The organism is Roseibium sp. TrichSKD4, assembly GCF_000148725.1.
Taxonomy (GTDB): domain Bacteria; phylum Pseudomonadota; class Alphaproteobacteria; order Rhizobiales; family Stappiaceae; genus Roseibium.
On sequence record NZ_GL476321.1, the window covers coordinates 33,206 to 51,307 of the forward strand.

The window sequence follows — 18,102 nt, forward strand, 5'->3', positions numbered from 1 at the left end:
TGCCCGGATAGCGCCGCCGGGTTCACGGTCCGGGGAACCACGGCAGGCTTGTAGGGTTCCGGCTTTTCCTCGCTGGCCTTCTGAACCGCTGGTGCAGGCGTATCCGTTTCGCCGCCCGCATTTGCGTAAGATTCCGTTGTGGCCGGAATCGGCTTTGCGGGAAGATATTCGATATCCGGGACCGGTGGAGTGTGAGCCTGCGAATACGCTTCCGCACCCTTGAACGGCTCGGTGTTGAAGAAGCGCAGCTTCTCGCCAAATATCGGGCGTTGCCCCTCCACCAGCAGGATCATCCTGTCTTCGGGCATCTGGCGCACTTCCTGCGGCATCATCAGATCACGGTCCCTGATCTGTTCCGATTTTGTCCGGCGCGGAAGCCCCAACAGCTCAACCGTGCGGGATTCGGACTGATAGCGGATGGTCTGTTTGCCAAGCGCACGGGAGGCATAGTCCGCCGTCGCCTGATCGTTGGCACCAAGAATAAGCTGATAACCGCAATTGCCGAGAAGCGAGTGTCGGGAGGTCTCGCCATAAATCTCGTCGAGGTTCTTCAAGTCCTGAATGATGAAGGCCAGCTTGATCTTGTAACCAGCCACGTAGGGCAGTTTGGTCATGATCTCGTTCATGCGCTTCAACTGCCTGAACTCGTCCAGCAGAAAATAGACCGGCACGGACTTTGGATCATGTTCAAGGGTGAGGATATCCATCACCTGTTGAATGAACAGCGTGAGCAGCGGACGCAGGAGTGTAATGTCGGTGATGTTCGGCGCAAGATAGATGGTGATTGGCCGTCGCTTCATAGAGCGGAGATCCATGTCCGTCATGTTCGTTGCTGCAACGATCCGCTCATTCTTGAAGGGCCGCATGGCCTTCTGGATATCAAGGAGCGCCGAGGCGGCAGCGCGATCGGAAAGTGCCAGATACGAATTGAAGCTCTCCACCGTGAACTTCGACAGGTAAGGTTCTTTTTCCTTGATGTGCCGCATCAAGGCTTGCAAGTCCGTGCCGCTGTTGAAGAAGGAGTTGATTTCCCCGAGCGTACGACGGCCCTCATAGAACGGGCTTTCCAGAACATAGCTGATGCTACCTGCAAGAACCTGTTGGGCCGTCGCCTGCCAGACCGAATTGTCGGATTCAGTGTTTTCGGGAACCAGAATGCCAGCGATATTCTGGATATCGGTTGTCCGGTTACCCCGTTCGGGCCGCACGAAGTCCAGCGGGTTATAGCTGTTGGTTTTCTCCGAGCCGGGGGAGAACAGGAAGACCTGACTTCCGTGCTTCTTCCTGTATCCGGCTGTTGCCTTGTAGACTTCGCCCTTGAGGTCCGTGACGATCATCGATCCTTCATGCATCAACGCATTGGGGATCACATAGCCAGCGCCCTTGCCGGATCGGGTCGGGCCGATGATGAGGTGATGGCGATCATCACGGGCGCGCAGGATGTTGCGTCCCATCCGCCCGAAGATATGCCCCTTCTTGCCAAACCACTTGCCGCGCCGGAGCGCAGCCAAATCCTGGAAGGAGGCATCCCCAAGCGGATTGCTGGCAGGTTTGAGGCCAAGGCGGGCAATAATTCCGGCGATGATCAGGGCAGGCGCCAGTGCGCCGAGCGCCACCTTCTGCAAGACCGGCGACGAGCTATAGGCGAACAATTGCTGAACCGGTGCAAAAGGGTTGGTCGTGATCGTTGCATCCAGAATGCGGCCGTCCCCGTAAAAGAGCAAAAGCCCCGCACCATAAGACAGCATCCAGACGGCAACTGCGATCAAAAGGCAGAACGCCAGATAAAAGCCCCGAAGCCCCTTGCTCATTGACCATCCCGCGCAAAATAGATTTCCGAGACACCGCGCCTGCCGCCTTCGCGCCGGAGCTGGATCACAATCGGAATGACCATCTGAATGTAGGACATCAAGTCCTGCCTGGTGTAGCCAGCCGACAGGCCCGATTGCTGCATCATCATGGCAAGCTGTTCGTAGGCCCCAAGCGGCGTGTCCGCATGAACCGTTGACATGCTTCCCGGATGGCCGGTGTTGATGGCGCGCAGGAACGAAAAAGCTTCCGCGCCCCGGATTTCCCCGACAAAGAGACGGTCGGGCCGCATGCGCAGGGCCGATTCGAGCAAGTTCTGGATTGTTACGTTTGCCGTGCCCTGACCGCCCTTGGAGGCAATCAGATGAACCGTGTTCTTTTGCGGCGGAAACAGCTCGCGCGTATCTTCCAGTGTCAGGATGCGCTCGTTTTTATCGACCGAGTTCAGGCAGGCATTGAGGAAGGTCGTCTTGCCCGAAGACGTTCCGCCACTAATGAGGATCGAGACCCGTTTGGTGATGGCGGTATGGATGAAGTCATAGATCTTCCCGGCCCACAGATGCCCGATCAGTTCATGGTCAACGTCACTCAAACCGCCAACGGCAACCGATACCTTGTCGAGGGAGCCGTTGTCCCGGTAATCCTCCAGCGAGAAGTTCTGGATGACCTGCTTGCGGATCGTGATCGATCCGCCATCGGGCGCGGCAGGGGGCAAGACGACCTGAATACGCTCGCCGGTCGGCAGGGCAGCACTCAGGATCGGGTTGGCGGCATTGAGGAACTGCTTTGTGCTGGCAGCCACACGCTCGCCTATGTTTTCGATTTCCCGTGCGGTCAGGGAGGGGATTTCATGGTGCTCCATGTGATCGGCACCGAAACGTTCGACATAGACCTCACCTGGCCTGTTGACGGCAATTTCAACCACCTTCGGATCATCAAGAAACTCCCTGACCGGTTCGAGGGAACGGGTCAGAAAATAGTGAGGATCATAAGCGGCATTGCTATCTGCCAGAGCGTTCACGTGTGATTTCCTTCATGGCTTCCGTGACCGGATCGTCATACATGGCGCTGAAGTCGAGATCCTGGCGAACATAGACAAAGATGCGCTCGCCCTGGGGCACGCTGATCGTTGGCGGTATTCTCAGGTTCTCGGCAAGAACCGTATTCGCCATGTCGCTGAATGTCTCGGCAATGGTCTCGCGGGCAAGCTCAGCACCCCGTGCCGTGTTGCTGTCAACCGAGCTGATATTGCTGCCAAACCCGGCAAGGTAACTTGCCCCGCCGCCGACAATCGACAGGAGGATCGACGCGCCAAAGCGCTCGCGGAACTTGTTGTCAACATGACCGGTCAGGCCAGAGCGGCCCAGACTGTCCGCGCCAATGGAGTTCAGCCGCACCGATACGCCATCATCCCGGATCAACCGTGTCCAGATGACAAACACCCGCCGCTGACCTACTACCACCTCCGACTGGTATTCGCCAATCAGACGGGTTCCGGTCGGAATGAGAACGCGCCGGCCATCAAAGGAATAAACATCCTTTGAAGTGATTGCCCGCACCTGGCCGGGAAGGTCACTGACAATCGCCGTTTCCAGAATACCCGGAATCAATGTCCCTTCCGGGATCATGGCATCGATGCGTTTGATCTGGCGTGCCTTTGCCGAGCGATCACCGATCGCACTTGCCGAGGAAAGATACTGGCTGTTGCGATCCTCACCGGCAACCGTCAAAGGCGGTCCACCTGCCGAGCCATCAAGCGAGCCGCCTGCCGCACCGCCCCGGTTTTGATCAAATGCAATCTGTTTTGAGCGGAACCGTTCGGGGAACGGTTCTTCTTCAGGCGGGGGAGCGCTTGGCGGCTCCACGATTGCGGGGGGAGGCGGTACGTTGAATGTCGTGACATCGACCGGCTCGATCGGAGGCGGGGGGAGGGGGCGGCGCCAACACCAGAACGGTTTGTTCCGGCTGCTGAGGTTCAGCCTCGCCGTCCCTGACAAATCCGGCGGACGGAACGTCGATGTGCGAAATTCCTCTTCGCTCCGCGGGTTTTGCGGGGGCTTGTCGCCGGAGGTTGCCAGCACGAAGTAGCCCGCGACCACGCCCGCGGCAACAAGCGCCACCTTACCGACGGTCTGGTTGCGCTTCACATTGCTGTTGCTGACCGCGGCCTCGTCGCTTGCAGTCATCGCATCGAGTTCAGGACTGCGCTTCATGAGTTGCCGCCCTTCCAGCGTTTTGTTGCAATCGGATCTTCTTTCGGGGCCATGATGTCGGGGTCGGGAGCCGCAAAATCAGGCTTGCGCAGATTGAAGATGCAGGTCCACTGGTCGCCGTCGCGCAGCGTATATTGCGTGGCAACGCCATCAACCACGATGAAGTCGCCCTCTTTACGGAAATTGCGAAGGGTTTCGGAAAAGTCCGACTGGACGGCGAAGATGGCTGGAACGGTCTGCCCGCCAAACTTGAAGAAGGTCTTGTTTCCGTCATCAAAGATCATGGTCGGTTTTAAGGCCGCATCCCCGGAAAAGGAGTAGTCGATATTGACGTTTTCCTTGTCGATTTTGGAAATGTTCGGATTGGCCGCCCTGAACTCTGCCTCCTTGCGAAGCGCCGAATTGAGGTTCTTCTCGGGATAGACAAAGCGTATCCCGAACACCTTCTTTCCCTCACCAGGGGCATGGTCATTCAGCTCCAGAAAATAGATCCGCTTTGTCGTTACCACGTTCATGTTCGTGGCAACGTTTTTGGCAACAGGCTTCACGAACAGGATGTTGCCTTTTTCCGAAGGGGCAACCTGCCAGCTATCCGTATCACCCAACGAGATTGTCTCGAACCTCTCGTCCTCGTCAAAGATGATCATGGTCGAGATGCCATAGGTTGCTGAAACCTTCACCACATCGTTGGGCTGGTAGACAACGCTGGTTACTCTTGCATCGCGCTTGCCGGACCGTGGTTGCTGTGCACCATAGGCGTCAGTCATCGCTGCGACGGCAATGCTCACTGCCAGCAAAAGGCCATATCTCACTGCTGGCCTCCTGACGTCACTGTTTCCTGATCGCGGCGGTAGTCATAGACCTGAAAGCCGAGCGGGTTTTCAAAGCGCCATTCGTTTTTCTCCGGTGTGTCCGTGTAGCGATACCGGACCACGGAAATATAATGGTGGGGGATTGCGTCGGTTTCCGACTTCTCAAGGGTTGAGAACCGCACAAGCGCGGTCGTGGCGTTCGGGAAGGTGACAGACTTGACGTCAACGCTGATTGACTTGTTTTTGCCAAGCTTGCGCGCGGGATTGTCAGGATTTGCAGCGCTCCATTCATCTTGCAGCTCGCTTGCCGCCTTGCCGGTGGACAGGAGAGCCGCAATCCCGAAATTCTCTTCGATGGCAAAGGGATCATAGCCCTCACGCGAGCGGATATAACGAACGACATTAGCCTGTGTGACCGCTTGCTGGTCCGTAATGCTGGAAGTGCGGGTCAGACCGGTCTTGACCTCGATGTAACCGGTGTTTCTGTCCACCTCGACAATATAGGGCTCAAAGCTCTTGAGCGGCACGAGCATCACGAGGGCACCGAGCGAGAGGATCGTGATGCTGGCAAAGATCAGTGTTATGAACCACGCAAATGCCTTGGACCGCTTGGCCTTCTTGACGATCTCGTGTTCCCAGCGGTCCCCGTCCTGGAAATAGCTCCGCAGCGCATCATTATTCTCTGCCATCAAGTCTTGCCCTTAATTCCGGCTTTAAAACCGGCAACCAGCGTTAGAGCAAATCTCACATTCATTGAAACGTTCGATCTGCCCTATTTCTTTGTTTTGACGCGTTTTCGGACCGCGAACCGGTATCCACTTCGCCTGGAAACGCTCCAAGCGAGTTATTTCGGCGTGCTGTTTTCGATAATCTTTTTCTGCATTGCCTGTGCTGTCGCACTGTTACGAATGTTATCCTGCATGCCGGCAACGGTTCGCTTGCGGGCAGCCATGCCAACATTGCCAATGGTCCCCGCTGTCGCTCTGCTACCATTGCTTCCGAAGCGAATGGCTCCGTAAGTGCGCTTTTGAACGGCGCTTCCAATGCCCGTTGCGATGCCCCCGGCAATTCCTTGAGCAAGCGTCTGGATGTTGAAGAGGACGAATGCGCCTGCCACGCAGATCATGAGAAACGCCGCAATATCGCTCAGCTTGATTTCGCTTTTGGTGGAGGCTGCGACAACTTTCTGGACTTCCGCGTCCATGGTCGTGATCAGGAAGGCTGCAACGACAAAAACAAAGAGCGGCATGATCGCGTAAGTCAGAACCTGCTGGAACCAGGACATCGCGTACGGGCGGGTGTTCTCGAACATCAGACAGGCGATGAAAATCGGCGCAATCGCCAGCAGTCCCCACATCATCACCTTTGAAAGCACGAGAATGGCAAGGGCGACCGCGATGAAGAGACCAACAGCCAGCATGATCAGACCACCGACTATACTAGGCAAAATGGCAAAATATCCGGTTTGTGCTGCAAAGGCGGATGCCGCCTCGTTGGCGGTCTTCCAGATCTGCGACAGCCCGCTCGTTGGTTCGGTAATTCCCGTGCCGCTTTTTGATAGAAGCAGTCTGCCGACATCTTCTGGCGTGTCGTTCAGCCAGTCATAGAAGAATACCTGGAAGTTGCCCCACTGACCGATAAAGGCAACGATGATCGTCATGCGAACAACACGCAAGACGACCTCGCTGGCGCTGATACGGGCTGTTCCCAGCATCAACTGGATCCCGTACCAGGCGATATAGGCGATTAACATGATCCTCAAGAGCGGCATGATTTCCATGCTGATCGCCTGATAGGCAAGTTGCGTGAAATTCGCGCCTGCGGTTTCCAGAGCCGTCAGCAGCTTGTCCAGGAAGTTCATCAGGTTTTACTTTCCGTTCGCAGCCATGGCGTCGATTGCCGCCAGTGCTTCCAGATGGTTGGTGTTCACAAGGGCCATCGACCCGCAGTCCTGACGGTTATCCTCACCGTAGGCGGTAAGGTTCGCAGGCCGCTTGCACGGGGCCGTCTTTTCTCTCGGTGTGCCGGCGCAACCGCTCGCACTGAGGGCAATCAGGAGAGAGAACATCACAAAGCCATTCTTCTTGAGCGTCTTATTCACCGTAGGTCAGGGCCTTCCTGGTGTTCGAGATATCGACAAGACGGCGCTGGTTCTGGGCCTGTAGCGAGCTGACAGCCCCGTTCATGACGCCGATCATTTCATTGATGGTCAGGCCGGTTTGCACCTGAAGCTGGGTGTTCTGGTCAATCGAGCCCTTTATGTCCTCGGCCTGACCGATTTGAGAACCGGCCTGTTTGAACGCTTGTGTTCTTGATTGAACGGCCTGCTGTGCGCCCGTCACAAGGGCGGCAACACCAAGCACCGTCTGCATCATCTGCTCGTAGGATTTATCGCCCGAGAATGTGCTGCCCTCCTTGCCGGACAGGTTTTTCACGAGCTGAAGACCGTTGATGAACGTGGTTGCGATCTGGCCGATATCCCCGCCCATACCGCCGAAATTCGGAACACCGCCCTGCAAGAGACTGTCGAGGGAGGGCATCTGGGAAACGCTGAAGCCCTGACCGACGGCAAGGTTCTGCATGGCCCCGGAAACACTGCCCCGGTCCCCCGTGACTGCCTTCAGCGTTTCCTCGACGGTTTTCAGAACTTGCCTGTTTGTTTCAAGGATCTGGTCGGTGGTCTGCGAGGTTTCGGTCGCGATCTTGAGGTTGGCGCTGTCAATGACAGGAACCTGCGCATGGGCAGTTGATGCCATCACCAGCGAAACCGCTGTCAGAAATGCTCTTTTCATGGCCGTTTTCCTTCTCATTCAGCTTTCAACAGCAATTGTGTGCTGGCCGCAGGTTCGAGCTTTCGAACGCATGCCTGCTCTTTTTCGCTCCATTCAAGCTGCTGTTCCTTGTCGCAAAGGTCCGTCACCTCACGGTCCTTGTCGTCTTCGTTCCTGTAGTCGCTGGATTGCGATGATCCTGAAAGCGCGCCCAGATCGAGGGCGTTCTGGGAATTGATCAACTCTGCCATCGTCGTTCCAAGAAGGATGGCCTGGTTCATCATTTCAAGGTTGGCGTTTCGCGCCCCCGAATTGTGATCCCAACTGTCCTGAAGGGTGCCGCTTCCCATCTGGCCGAGCTGCATGAGCCACGAGGCAACGTTGCCGCTGCTGTCGGCAATCGACTGGCTGACTGCCATGGAATTGATGGTTGCATCGCGCGCGCCGGTATAGCCCGAAGTGCCGCCCCCGAAATTCTCCGGTATGGTAGAAAGATCGGCACCGCCGAACTGCGGCATCCATTTGCCTTTGATGGCGGCGACATAGCCTTGCGTTTCCTTGAAAGGCGGAATGCCGCCATATTTTTCTACATTGCCCGGCCCGGCATTATAAGCCGCAAGCGCAAGGTTGCTGTTCCCGTTGAAGTTCTTAAGCTGCGTCTTCAGATAGCGAGCCCCGCCCCGCAGGTTCTGTTCAACATCATGCGGATTGACGCGGAGATCCTTCGCGGTTCCCGGCATCAACTGTGCCAGTCCGATGGCCCCTGCATGAGATCTGGCGCAAGGATTGAACCGGCTTTCCTGATAGACAAGCGACATGAAGAGGGTTTCATCGATGCCTTCTTGGCGTGCGATCCGTTTTACAAGGCCAACGATTTCTGGATTGGCCTGAGCCGCAGAAAGCGCATTGCCGCCGCGCCCGGGCTTGTACATCGAGCAGGTGACGCTTTTGCTCACCGAATGCTGACGACTGGCCGTCTCCCTGATCTTCTTTGTCGTGTCCTTGCGGCCCGTATCGCTCGACGTCAGTGCGCCATCGGTAACAGGAACCTGCGCAAATGCAGGATCAGTGGCTCCGAATGTCAGGATTACTGCAAGAAAAGTCAGTGCCAAAGGAACGAGGGCCAGAGGGGACTGGGCCAAAAGAGCGCGGGTCAGAGGCGTTCTCATTCGGCATTCTCCCATCCGCAGAATTTCGCCAGCCAGTTTTCCGGCGCATCGCCGAACTGTTCGCGAAGGGCCGCGCACTCCTCGATCGTTTCCTTGCGCCCTGAAAGCACCTTCACAAGATCGGGCATTGCCGAGAGGTCAAGGCGTGCAATGACGGAGTCATTGCCATGCTTGACCAGAAAGGTTCGCTTTTCCGGCGGCGTGTTCTTGATGAAACGGAACTCCTTCACCGTCAGGCCGAACCGCTTGATGTAACTTTCCTCGTCCGCACGCGGGTTCGGGAAATGAATGTTGGTCGCAGACTGCTCGATCAGGGTGTGCGATGCCCTGGATTTGGTAATGTCCGCCGCAGACTGCGTGCCAAAGCCGACGATGCCGTTGAGCTTTCGGATCGTCTTCATCTTGTCGACAATGAAGGCGCTGAACGTGTCGTCCATGAGAAGCTGCCAGCCTTCATCCATGAAGAACATGACGGGGTTGCCGTCCAAGAGTTCGTCCAGCCGGTGATAAAGATACATCAGCGCTGGCGTTCTCAGCTCCTCGTTGCCGAGGATGTTGGTCATGTCAAAGCCGAAGATGCCTTGACCGGAAAAGGACAGGACATCATTGGCTGCGTTGAAGAGCCACGCCTTTTCGCCTTCAATCCACGGGCGTAAGCGAGAATGAAGATCGTTGGCATCCGCCCTTGAGCGCCCCATCAAAAGGTCGGCAAGATTGGGAAGATTGCGTTGGGAAACCGGCTCTTCCATGAGACGGACAACCGCCTTTTCAAGCGTGTCCTCGTCTTCCTGGGTAAAGCCTGTTCGCTGGTCCCCTTTCAGGATCGCCTTCAGGAGGCGCACCAGAAACTCCCGGTTTTCGCCGGTGTTTTCCAGTTGGAGCGGATTAAAGCCGGTTGGCGTGCCGGGGGTCAGGACTTCATAAGCCCCGCCCATTGCCCTGACGAAAATCTCCGCGCCCCTGTCCTTGTCGAAAAAGACGGCACGGGGCGAGGGCGAGACCCGCATTGCCTGGGCCAGCAGGAAGGTCAGGCCCACGGTCTTGCCCGATCCGGTCGGACCTGTCACGGTGAAGTGGCCGATATCCCGGCGATGGAAATTGAACCAGTAGGGTGTCTGGGACGTGGTTTCCAAAATGGTGATCGGCAGACCCCAATGGGTGCGATCGACCTGCCCGGAGGCAAAGTTGTGCATCGAGGAAAGCCCGGAGAAATTGGCGCTCGACAGCATGGCCGTGCGGGAAATGTAGGACCGGTTTCCCGGTAGCTGCGCCCAGAACGAGGCTTCCTGATTGAGGTCTTCGCGAAGCCAGTTGATGTTCATGTCGGTCAAACATGCACCAAGATCGGAAACGCAGCGGCTCAAACTGTCCAGATCCCGCGAGATGCACAGCAGAGAGAAATGATGGAACCCGAAAACGGCTTCCTGATTGAGAAGGCTGTTGAGCGCATGGTCGATATCGTGCTCAACCGAACTGCCCGCTTCATCCGATGCCCTGATCTGACGCTGAAGACGGCTGATGCGCTCTTGTGCAATCGGCTTGTCGGCAAGGGTGAAGGATTGCGTCAGGATGAACTCGTGGTTCACCTGAAGCAGGCCGTCCAGCATCCCCGGCCCGGTGAAGGCAGGATATTCCTTGATCGACAGCATTGCTGCGTATCGGTTGTCTTCATCAACAGCCGCCTGCGCCTGCATGGCCCGTTTTGAAAAGTGGAGCCGGGAGGTGCCGACATAGTTGCGCAATCCCATGCGCGGCAGCCGCATCTTGCGGGGAATGCCGCATGTCAGGATCGTGTTGAAGAACTCGCAAGGCTCGGAATAGGGTTCACCTCTGGCCCCCTCGCCATCGCCTTCCTTTCTGGCGCTGTCGTCCGACTTCCTGCGATAGGTGATGCCAAGCGCCTCAGCGCCGTATTTGTGCAGTTCCTTGGTGATGTTACCAACGAGTTCTTCCAGTTCTGTGACATCCTCGCGCTCGGCCTGTGCCTTGGCTTGCCTATTGGAGCGCTCAAGGAACCGTTTCAACGTGTCGCCAACGCCGAGCGCGCCCTTCATGCCGGAGCGCACGATGGTCAGATAGATCTCGTTGCTGAACATCCGCTTCTTGCTAAGGTCCTGCATGTACCGGTCATTCAGGATTTCACAGAAGGGGGCACTGAATGAGCCGCCGATCTGTGTATCCACCTGACGGCGGATAACGGTGGACCACAGGGAATAGCGGCTTGATCCAAGCGCCCGGATCATCGTGTTCTGGACCACGGTCCGCATGTTTATCTCGGCCTGATCTTCGGTCTGGAAGAACAGGCCATCGAGCTTGATCACACTGACAAGTGTTCCATTTTCAAGCCCGATGACCGTATCGGAAACATGGCGCATATAGGGGATATGAACGGACATGGGCCGTTCACTGCCCGCAATCTTTCCAAAGCCAAGTTCTTCCCTGACGACTTTCAGCATTGATTACGGTCCGTATGAATTGGTGCCCCAAAAGCGCTTGTTGGGCGTTCCCGGTGTCTTGCGGGAAGCCACTTGCAGGACATCAAGGATCTTGCTGTCCCATGCGCAGAGCGAAAACAGGAACAAATACGCGGCAGGTGCGACCAGAAGGGCGGCCAGATGATTGGTCGCAAGCCATCCGATGATCGTTGCGCCGATAATCAGGATGACCGCCATATAGGGCACACCCCAAAGCGTTGGTGAACGGGTCAGGCCGATCACCAGTGGCGTCACAGTCGGCGTTTCATCCTGAAACTCGTTCATCAGCCACCCACCGACGAAATCATCTGGTCAACAATGGTCGGTGCGCCGAAGACAAGACCGATCCCAAGAACAACGGCCCCGGCGGTGAACCATGAAAGACGACCGGCGAAGGCGAGAAAACCAAGACCGATAACCGCGATGATCGCCATGAGCCGTCCGAAGGGGCCGGTGATGAAATCGACGATCATCTGGACGGCAGTTTGAATAGGGCCAAATGCCCCGCCCGACTGTGCAAAGGCGTGATCGGCGCCGACAACCTGTAGCGCTGCAAAAAAGCCGATCACGCACACGGCTTTCAAGGCCGGGGAATGCCGGACGACATCATTCTTCATTCTCAACTCCTTCAAAAATGCATCACGCCACCGACGAACGTGCCGGTCTTTTGAACGGCAATGACGCCTGCATCGTGTTTGGGTTTTCTCGCCGGGCTTTGAGCCTTTGCTGGTGCAGGGGCTTTGTTGACAGCTCTGGGTTTTGCTTTGGGGGCCGGCATTGGAAGGCCGAGCTGGTAGTTCACGACCCTTGCGACATAACCGACTGTCTCGTGGAAAGGCGGGATGCCGCCATGCTCATAAATCCGGCCTTCGCCGCTGTTGTAGGCAGCTGCCACCAGAAGCGGGTTCTGGAATTCATCGAACAGGACACGCAGGTATTTCATCCCGCCCTCGATATTCTGCGCCGGATCACAGATATCCTTGACGCCGAAACGGGCGGCTGTCGCGGGAATGAGCTGCATTGGCCCGCGAGCGCCTTTGGGAGAATTGCGAGCCTCGTCAAAACGGCTTTCGGCCCAGGCAATCGCAAGGGCAAAGGATGTATCAACACCATGTTTGTGTGCACTCGCCGCAACCAGCGTTTTGATCTCATCTGATGACAATGGCGAAGGTCCGCATTCGGCGGCTGGTGATGTTGTGCGAGAATTTTTTGGTTCTATTTCGAACGATGTTGGGGAGGACAATCTTTGAGCGTGTTTGAATTTCTCTGTTACGGGCGAGGGAGCGGTGAAATACATGTTCGAAAGTGAATCAAATTGCATCGCAATGAATTGGGTTCCACGAAACGCGTTGCGCGCACTAAGATGACTTGAGGCTTCTGTGACAATCTCGTCAGCACCAGGGGCGAATTCACTGCGAGAAATTCTCGCTTCGGTTTTTGAGCTGGCAATGATGGTGGCGATTCTCTCGTCCGAATATATATGAAAAGTACTGTAATTACTTGGGAAAAAGCCAGTTCCATTAGTGTTTTGAGATAAGGCGGCATTTGTTGAAATCAGCAACACGATGGTCATTACGATCAAATTGAATGGACTTGAAGATTTTGCTTGGGTGGTATTATTTTTCATCATGGCCGCATGGCGAACGGTGTTGTGATTGCTATGAAAACTGATTAAGTTGAGTTATAAGTGATACCGATTTGAATCACTTTTACAAGTTTTCTGACTTAGGGGAAGTCCAAAATTTCACTGGAGAGCCCCGGAACAATCGATGAACAGGGCCAGAGTATGAAAAAAGCCATCATTCCCGCGCTTTTAGGCTGCGTGTTGGCGACTTCCGCCTTCGCTGTTTCTGAAGTGAATGAAGATTACGTCCGCTCACTCGCCGCTCCGGGAAAGACGGTTCTTGTGATTGAGTATTATGATGGGGCCGGGAATGTTGCAGAGCGAAAAGGCTATGCGACGGCAAAGGGCTTTAAGGCCATGACCGCGACTGACTTCCGGGTTGATGATAAAACGGCCTTGCATCTCTACGGTCTTGAGCCGTGCAGCGGCAACATGGTCAATCGCGCTGAAGATTTTTCCGGGACATGCGAGGAATACGCCACGAAGCAATTGCAGATCATGCTTCAAAGCCCGAAAGTCCTGCTCTGCAGGGCCTTCATCAGCGAGCAGACTGCTCCCCTACAAGACGTCACATGCTATGGGTATTATTACTACCCAAACGCGATGGACGGCGTAGACAATCTGGAAGAACAGCTATTGTCCGCAGGTGCTGTTCGCCTGACGAAAAAACGTGACGGCTCTTTTGACCGTCCCGACCTTGCCAAGGATCAGGAAATCGGTCGCAAGGGCGGCTATGGCATGTGGGCCGATCCGAGGGTGCAGGCCCAATGGGCCGCCCAATGAGGTTCGCCGCTGCGTTCATGGCCGTGGTCCTGCCCTTCGCGGCCCATGCCGCGCCACAGGGGTATTTTGACCTTGCTCCCGGCGTGACGCTGGAAACCGGAGATACATGGGTTTCCAATGGCGAACGCTTCCGGCTCTACGGCATCCAGTCCTGCCTGCGCGGCACCGCCTATACCGATGGGCAGGGCAATCGGCAGGATTGCGGGGCAGCGTCCCTTGCGGTTCTCGCAGCCTATATCAAGGACACCAAGCCGATCTGTGCGCCTGTCGCGAAGATGGGCGGAATGTCCTATGTGGTTTGTTACGCCACTGTCGGCAACCAGCGCCTCGACCTTGCGCAGATTATGGTCACGAAAGGCTACGCCTTCGCAGCCCTCAAGACCGATGGCCTGCCATACCATCCCCCTTACGCCATTGCCGAGCAACTGGCTCAGCAGAAGAAGGCGGGCCTTTGGCAGTTCTTTGATGTTCAACACCCGGCAATCCTGCTCAGCCGGGAGGCAAACCAGCGTGCGAGGACTGCCGCCCAATGAAACTTTCCCTCATTCCTGCAATCGCAGTGAGCGTCCTTGCACTGCCTGCCCTTGGCGCAGACCTTGCCTATGAGGACTGGCATGCGCTGCGTGGTCAGCCAGCACCGCCGGGCGAAGAAGTTATCGACCGTCCCATATACAAGGGGCGTGTAACTGTGCTCGACGGGCGGACCTTGATGTTTGGCACGCTTGGCAATGGCTTCAAGGTTCGACTGGCTGGCATCGACACCTGCGAATTGCCGCAATGGGCTCTTGACCCGAAATGGACCAACCGGACCAAAAATCCGGCTCCGCCCCCGGTTCCCTGCGGCCCACTTGCAAAAGCATGGCTGAAACGCGCCGTTGGCAACAGGCCGATAAGCTGCACCGGTTTGGGCCATGCCAATGACGGCGTTCCCGTCGCGCAGTGCATGACAGGAGGGGTAGACCTTGCCGCCGAAATGCTGCGGGTCGGGTGGGCGCGTCTGGATTCCCCCTATATCAACGCCCAGTATTACGCCTATCAAACCAATGCCATCGCCGCCCGCTACGGCATGTGGGGCACCTACGTTCTCGACATGAAAGAATGGCGGCGAAGGGCCGTTGACAGGACGCTGGATCGCCATCCGATCGCGGAATTCAACCTTCTTGTGACCAGAAAAAGCGAGATTACTCCACCCTTTGCGGACGCCCGGAACAAGCCGAAACGGACAGACCGTTAGCAACTGGCAGGTTCTTGCGTCTCTGTTTCCAGGCACATTGTTCAGAGGAACAATTGATATGAGACGATTGCTTTTTGCCGCCGCCAGTCTGGCAGTTCTTGCCATGCCGCCAGCAACAACTAAAGCCGAGGAAGCCTCCTGGGGATGTCAGATCCTTCTTTGCGCAGCTTCTCAATCCCCATCATGGCACGGCGTTCCCTATTGCGTTCCGCCGATGACAAAACTGATCAAAGCCATGGCAAAGCCCAAGTTCAAATGGCCGATCTGCCAAGAGGCCAAGACGGGCAAGCCCGGTTTCGAGCCGTTTGAAGCCTGTCCGGACGGCATGACGGCAGTCTCCTCAAGCGATGGCGGCCTGAGTTTCGGTTTCGACAACAAGGATCAGTGCACGAAGACGGTCAACCAGTGTCTCAATCGGGCCGCCTTCCGCACCCAATACGGCGACAGCCGGGAAAATGACCGCAATGGGATTACCATCAAAAAATTGGAACAGGGCGGTAATAACAGCAATGAATGTATGGTTCAGGTCACCCAGCCGCGTCCGCGCCGCGCAGACCCATATTATTTCGACATTCCGAGCGAACAGGGCGTAAAACAGCGCAACTGGTTTAACCTGACGTATTAATCAACTCTCATGAACAGCTGCACTTTCCCTATCAAAGGGCTGTATTGTTGAAAAAATTCCTCTCGTTTTGATTTAACGGGCAGGGGCGCAATCGAATCCCAGCGATCCTTGGGGCGTCATGGTTTCCCGAACACATAATGGTTGAGGGAAGGGGACCTAGTGTCGGGGTCGAATATGAGAGAATACAAGTTGGGTTCATTAGAAGCAGATTTAGGTTTATGCAAAACCATGCGCGGTAGAGCATCGTCCATGTTATGGATGATCGCTCAGATCACGGCACGTTAGTGGCCCGTCACAAATAGGGAACGGGCGCAAAGATACTCCATTTCCTCAGGCGTCAGCCTCCCTTTTGAAGCGATAAGATATCCTGCAATGTAGATCAGCCTCTGATTTAGCTCTGCTGGATCTCGAGGCTCATGTAAGATGACTGCCATCAATGCCGTCTCCTCTTCAGCCCAATCAGAGACAGCACCGTCTGCGATAGCTGATAGATAGGCTGTTTGGTGACGTTTGATCTTAATGGACAGTGATTCTTCAGTCTTCATTGTGATCTCATGCCGTTTAGAGAAGACGAGCTACTCCTGCGTAACCCGCTGGACGACGAAGCTCAGGAACGGTAAAAACTCAAGAAACCAAACGAAACGGAACGAAATTGCGGGCGGAACCCATTGGAATTGAATGGAAAAAAATATTTGCCTCCGCCCAATGATGAGAGCGATTTCAAGCAACTTTTTCAAAAGGCGGTTGCCGCCGGTGCCGGGCGACCGTTGGAGGAGGGAAAGTACCTTGCGGGGCCCTGGACACCAGAATTGCTTGCTGAGGCAATTTCGCAGATCGATTCCAACCGAACCGGGATTGAGTTGCGGACAGTGCAACTCTGGTTTCAAAAAAATAGCAAAGGGGTTAGCGCCGCAAATATCCGTTGGTTGGCCAAAATATTTGGATGTAATGACCCGGTATTAGTCAATGAATGGCAGCTTGCACTGAAGGCCGCTCAGGAGCGCTTGAAAAACAAAAGGCGCTGTCAAAAAGATCATGCTGATACAGCCGCTCACAACGGTGAAGCGCCTGACAACACCATGAAAACCTCCCAAAACATGGTGAGCACACTCCCAATCGAGAAAAAGTCCGGGTTCAACCTGGCTCTGAGGACTGAGTCCGCTTATTGCCACGGACAATCCTTAAGTCTGCCAACATCCGTTTTGGGCGGCATGATAGCGCTCGGCTTTTTGTCGTTTCTAATCGGCATTCACAATGTGACATATGAGCGGGCAGATGGGGTCGTTAAACAAGTAGGGTTTTTATGGACAGCAAACTGGACGCTTATATTCATGCTGTTCATGCCGCTCTTTTTTGCATTCGTTGCTGATTTGGTATCAACATGGAAATCGAACATTGGACACCTGAATGAGTGGCAGAAATCCGTCAACGGTTTCTCCTATCTCTATTGGGTTGTTTTTTCCGTCTGTTTGTTGTTTGCCGGGCTATTCCAGTGGATTGGTATGGTATTTTTACCCTTGGTAAAGGGCACGGGAAAATATTCAATCGACTGGAGCAAGATTGCCATCGAAAGACCTGATATCGTAACGGTTCAGGAATCAGTGCTGTTTACGGCTCTTGCCTATGTTTATATGAGCTTGTGCTTTTACCTGTTTTTCGCAGGCTTCATATTGTTGTGCACTCTGGTTCAAAGTATCTGCAATTCAAATATGGCGATGAAGGGTCAGTTCGGTGAGCTGGACCCGGTCCAATCAGAAAATTTCAGTACTCGGGCAGCCTATTGTATCTTCCGCTGCACTCTTCTGGGGATCCTGGTAGCGATATCAATGAAGTCGCAGAGCGCCTATCTTGCATCAAGTGGAACAGACATCCTTTCCTGGCTGGTGGGCGATTCGCACTTGATGGCCCATGAAAGCGCAGCTGAACAAAGTGCCGTCAGATATCGAATGCCGACGCACTATACGAGCCTTGTGGTGGCGTTGATTAGCTGTTTTGTTTTTCTGTTTGGTCTCGTTCGGTTAAAGTCATTTGTGAAAGCAAAAGTATCTTTGCCTAGATTGTCGATGACAATCGTATTTTTGTTTTTAAGTTACTTATTGTTCAATTCTTTTCCCGGGTCTTCTTTGCTGTTAATGGCGGGCGTGCTGCTGGCAATTTATGGGCTATTCGATCCAGAGTTCACGGTCGTGAACTTCGCAAAATTCAGGAGGAACCAGCGTGTTTCATAGCTGGCTGGACAAATGGGACGAACAACGTGCGCAAAATGGGGAAGCAGATAAAACCCCATCAGAGTTTACTCTTGATGTAGAACTCGCATTCCCAAATGTCTCAGGCATAACCACGATTGAAGGGTTCTGTTCTCACGCGGAACAGGTTTCAAAGGATCCCGAGTTTTTTCAAAGGCCAGACAGCAATTTGAAACTGTTTAATATGAACGGTTCTCTTCTAAGTTTTCCTTCAGGTCTCGTAACCGACATTCAGGAAAACAATGTCGTTCGGGCATTGATCACAGAAAATCCGGCCGCGCGGCACGCTGTTGTCGTGTTTCATCAATGGAATGCAAAAATAAGAAAGCCTCAGATCGCTCG

The 18,102-nt window shown here is 54.9% G+C and carries 19 protein-coding genes and 1 pseudogene; 6 read left to right on the forward strand and 14 right to left on the reverse strand.

Annotated features, from left to right (window positions below):
* The 13 genes from TRICHSKD4_RS26450 to TRICHSKD4_RS32515 form a co-directional block, all read right to left on the reverse strand.
* On the reverse strand, window positions 1-1,811 hold a 1,811-nt coding region (locus tag TRICHSKD4_RS26450; protein ID WP_083782898.1), incomplete at its 3' end, for a type IV secretory system conjugative DNA transfer family protein.
* The gene (gene virB11, locus TRICHSKD4_RS26455; RefSeq protein WP_009469545.1) at window positions 1,808-2,830 is read right to left on the reverse strand and encodes a P-type DNA transfer ATPase VirB11; all 1,023 of its coding nucleotides are present in this window, start codon (window positions 2,828-2,830) and stop codon (window positions 1,808-1,810) included. The genes virB11 and TRICHSKD4_RS26450, both read right to left, overlap by 4 nt.
* The gene (gene virB10 / locus TRICHSKD4_RS26460) at window positions 2,811-4,022 is read right to left on the reverse strand and encodes a type IV secretion system protein VirB10 (protein ID WP_009469546.1); all 1,212 of its coding nucleotides are present in this window, start codon (window positions 4,020-4,022) and stop codon (window positions 2,811-2,813) included. The genes virB11 and virB10 overlap by 20 nt, the downstream gene beginning before the upstream one ends.
* Complete coding sequence (gene virB9 / locus TRICHSKD4_RS26465; protein WP_009469547.1) at window positions 4,019-4,834, reverse strand: P-type conjugative transfer protein VirB9; 816 nt, start codon at window positions 4,832-4,834, stop codon at window positions 4,019-4,021. Before virB9 ends, virB10 begins: the two co-directional genes overlap by 4 nt.
* Window positions 4,831-5,523, reverse strand: a complete 693-nt coding sequence (locus TRICHSKD4_RS26470; protein ID WP_009469548.1) for a virB8 family protein — start codon at window positions 5,521-5,523, stop codon at window positions 4,831-4,833. Before TRICHSKD4_RS26470 ends, virB9 begins: the two co-directional genes overlap by 4 nt.
* A gap of 155 nt (window positions 5,524-5,678) precedes the next feature.
* A complete protein-coding gene (locus TRICHSKD4_RS26475) occupies window positions 5,679-6,698 on the reverse strand; it encodes a type IV secretion system protein (RefSeq protein WP_040617605.1) in 1,020 nt (339 codons plus the stop codon).
* A gap of 3 nt (window positions 6,699-6,701) precedes the next feature.
* Window positions 6,702-6,935 carry a hypothetical protein gene (locus TRICHSKD4_RS26480; protein WP_009469550.1) on the reverse strand — a complete coding sequence of 78 codons (234 nt, stop codon included), beginning with the start codon at window positions 6,933-6,935 and terminating at the stop codon, window positions 6,702-6,704.
* A complete protein-coding gene (locus TRICHSKD4_RS26485; protein ID WP_009469551.1) occupies window positions 6,928-7,626 on the reverse strand; it encodes a type IV secretion system protein in 699 nt (232 codons plus the stop codon). The genes TRICHSKD4_RS26480 and TRICHSKD4_RS26485 overlap by 8 nt, the downstream gene beginning before the upstream one ends.
* Before the next feature lie 14 nt (window positions 7,627-7,640).
* Window positions 7,641-8,774, reverse strand: coding sequence for a lytic transglycosylase domain-containing protein (locus TRICHSKD4_RS26490; protein WP_009469552.1), 1,134 nt, complete (start codon window positions 8,772-8,774; stop codon window positions 7,641-7,643).
* Window positions 8,771-11,230 (reverse strand): VirB4 family type IV secretion/conjugal transfer ATPase, encoded by a 2,460-nt coding sequence (locus TRICHSKD4_RS26495; protein WP_009469553.1) that lies wholly within the window; start codon window positions 11,228-11,230, stop codon window positions 8,771-8,773. Before TRICHSKD4_RS26495 ends, TRICHSKD4_RS26490 begins: the two co-directional genes overlap by 4 nt.
* Before the next feature lie 3 nt (window positions 11,231-11,233).
* Window positions 11,234-11,533 carry a type IV secretion system protein VirB3 gene (locus tag TRICHSKD4_RS26500; protein ID WP_009469554.1) on the reverse strand — a complete coding sequence of 100 codons (300 nt, stop codon included), beginning with the start codon at window positions 11,531-11,533 and terminating at the stop codon, window positions 11,234-11,236.
* Entirely contained in the window at window positions 11,533-11,865 is a 333-nt protein-coding gene (locus TRICHSKD4_RS26505; protein ID WP_009469555.1) for a TrbC/VirB2 family protein, read from the reverse strand. Before TRICHSKD4_RS26505 ends, TRICHSKD4_RS26500 begins: the two co-directional genes overlap by 1 nt.
* An 11-nt stretch (window positions 11,866-11,876) precedes the next feature.
* Entirely contained in the window at window positions 11,877-12,410 is a 534-nt protein-coding gene (locus TRICHSKD4_RS32515) for a lytic transglycosylase domain-containing protein (protein WP_371257079.1), read from the reverse strand.
* A gap of 624 nt (window positions 12,411-13,034) precedes the next feature.
* On the opposite strand from TRICHSKD4_RS32515, the gene TRICHSKD4_RS26515 reads away from it, so the two are divergent.
* From TRICHSKD4_RS26515 to TRICHSKD4_RS26530, 4 genes are read left to right on the forward strand one after another with little or no spacing between them, the layout of a single operon-like run.
* Entirely contained in the window at window positions 13,035-13,655 is a 621-nt protein-coding gene (locus TRICHSKD4_RS26515) for a hypothetical protein (protein ID WP_009469557.1), read from the forward strand.
* A complete protein-coding gene (locus TRICHSKD4_RS26520) occupies window positions 13,652-14,188 on the forward strand; it encodes a thermonuclease family protein (RefSeq protein WP_040617652.1) in 537 nt (178 codons plus the stop codon). Before TRICHSKD4_RS26515 ends, TRICHSKD4_RS26520 begins: the two co-directional genes overlap by 4 nt.
* Entirely contained in the window at window positions 14,185-14,889 is a 705-nt protein-coding gene (locus TRICHSKD4_RS26525; RefSeq protein WP_009469559.1) for a thermonuclease family protein, read from the forward strand. The genes TRICHSKD4_RS26520 and TRICHSKD4_RS26525 overlap by 4 nt, the downstream gene beginning before the upstream one ends.
* A 58-nt stretch (window positions 14,890-14,947) precedes the next feature.
* Window positions 14,948-15,514, forward strand: coding sequence for a hypothetical protein (locus tag TRICHSKD4_RS26530; protein WP_009469560.1), 567 nt, complete (start codon window positions 14,948-14,950; stop codon window positions 15,512-15,514).
* A 281-nt stretch (window positions 15,515-15,795) separates the two neighbouring features.
* Here TRICHSKD4_RS26530 and TRICHSKD4_RS26535 read toward each other — a convergent pair whose 3' ends face one another.
* A complete protein-coding gene (locus tag TRICHSKD4_RS26535) occupies window positions 15,796-16,059 on the reverse strand; it encodes a hypothetical protein (RefSeq protein WP_040617606.1) in 264 nt (87 codons plus the stop codon).
* A gap of 123 nt (window positions 16,060-16,182) precedes the next feature.
* Here TRICHSKD4_RS26535 and TRICHSKD4_RS26540 point away from each other — a divergent pair, with 123 nt between their 5' ends.
* Both TRICHSKD4_RS26540 and TRICHSKD4_RS31920 read left to right on the forward strand, forming a co-directional pair.
* Window positions 16,183-17,742, forward strand: a complete 1,560-nt coding sequence (locus TRICHSKD4_RS26540) for an RcgA family putative transporter (protein WP_040617607.1) — start codon at window positions 16,183-16,185, stop codon at window positions 17,740-17,742.
* Window positions 17,732-18,102: pseudogene (locus TRICHSKD4_RS31920) on the forward strand (dienelactone hydrolase-related enzyme); the annotation flags it as partial. The gene TRICHSKD4_RS26540 and the pseudogene TRICHSKD4_RS31920, both read left to right, overlap by 11 nt.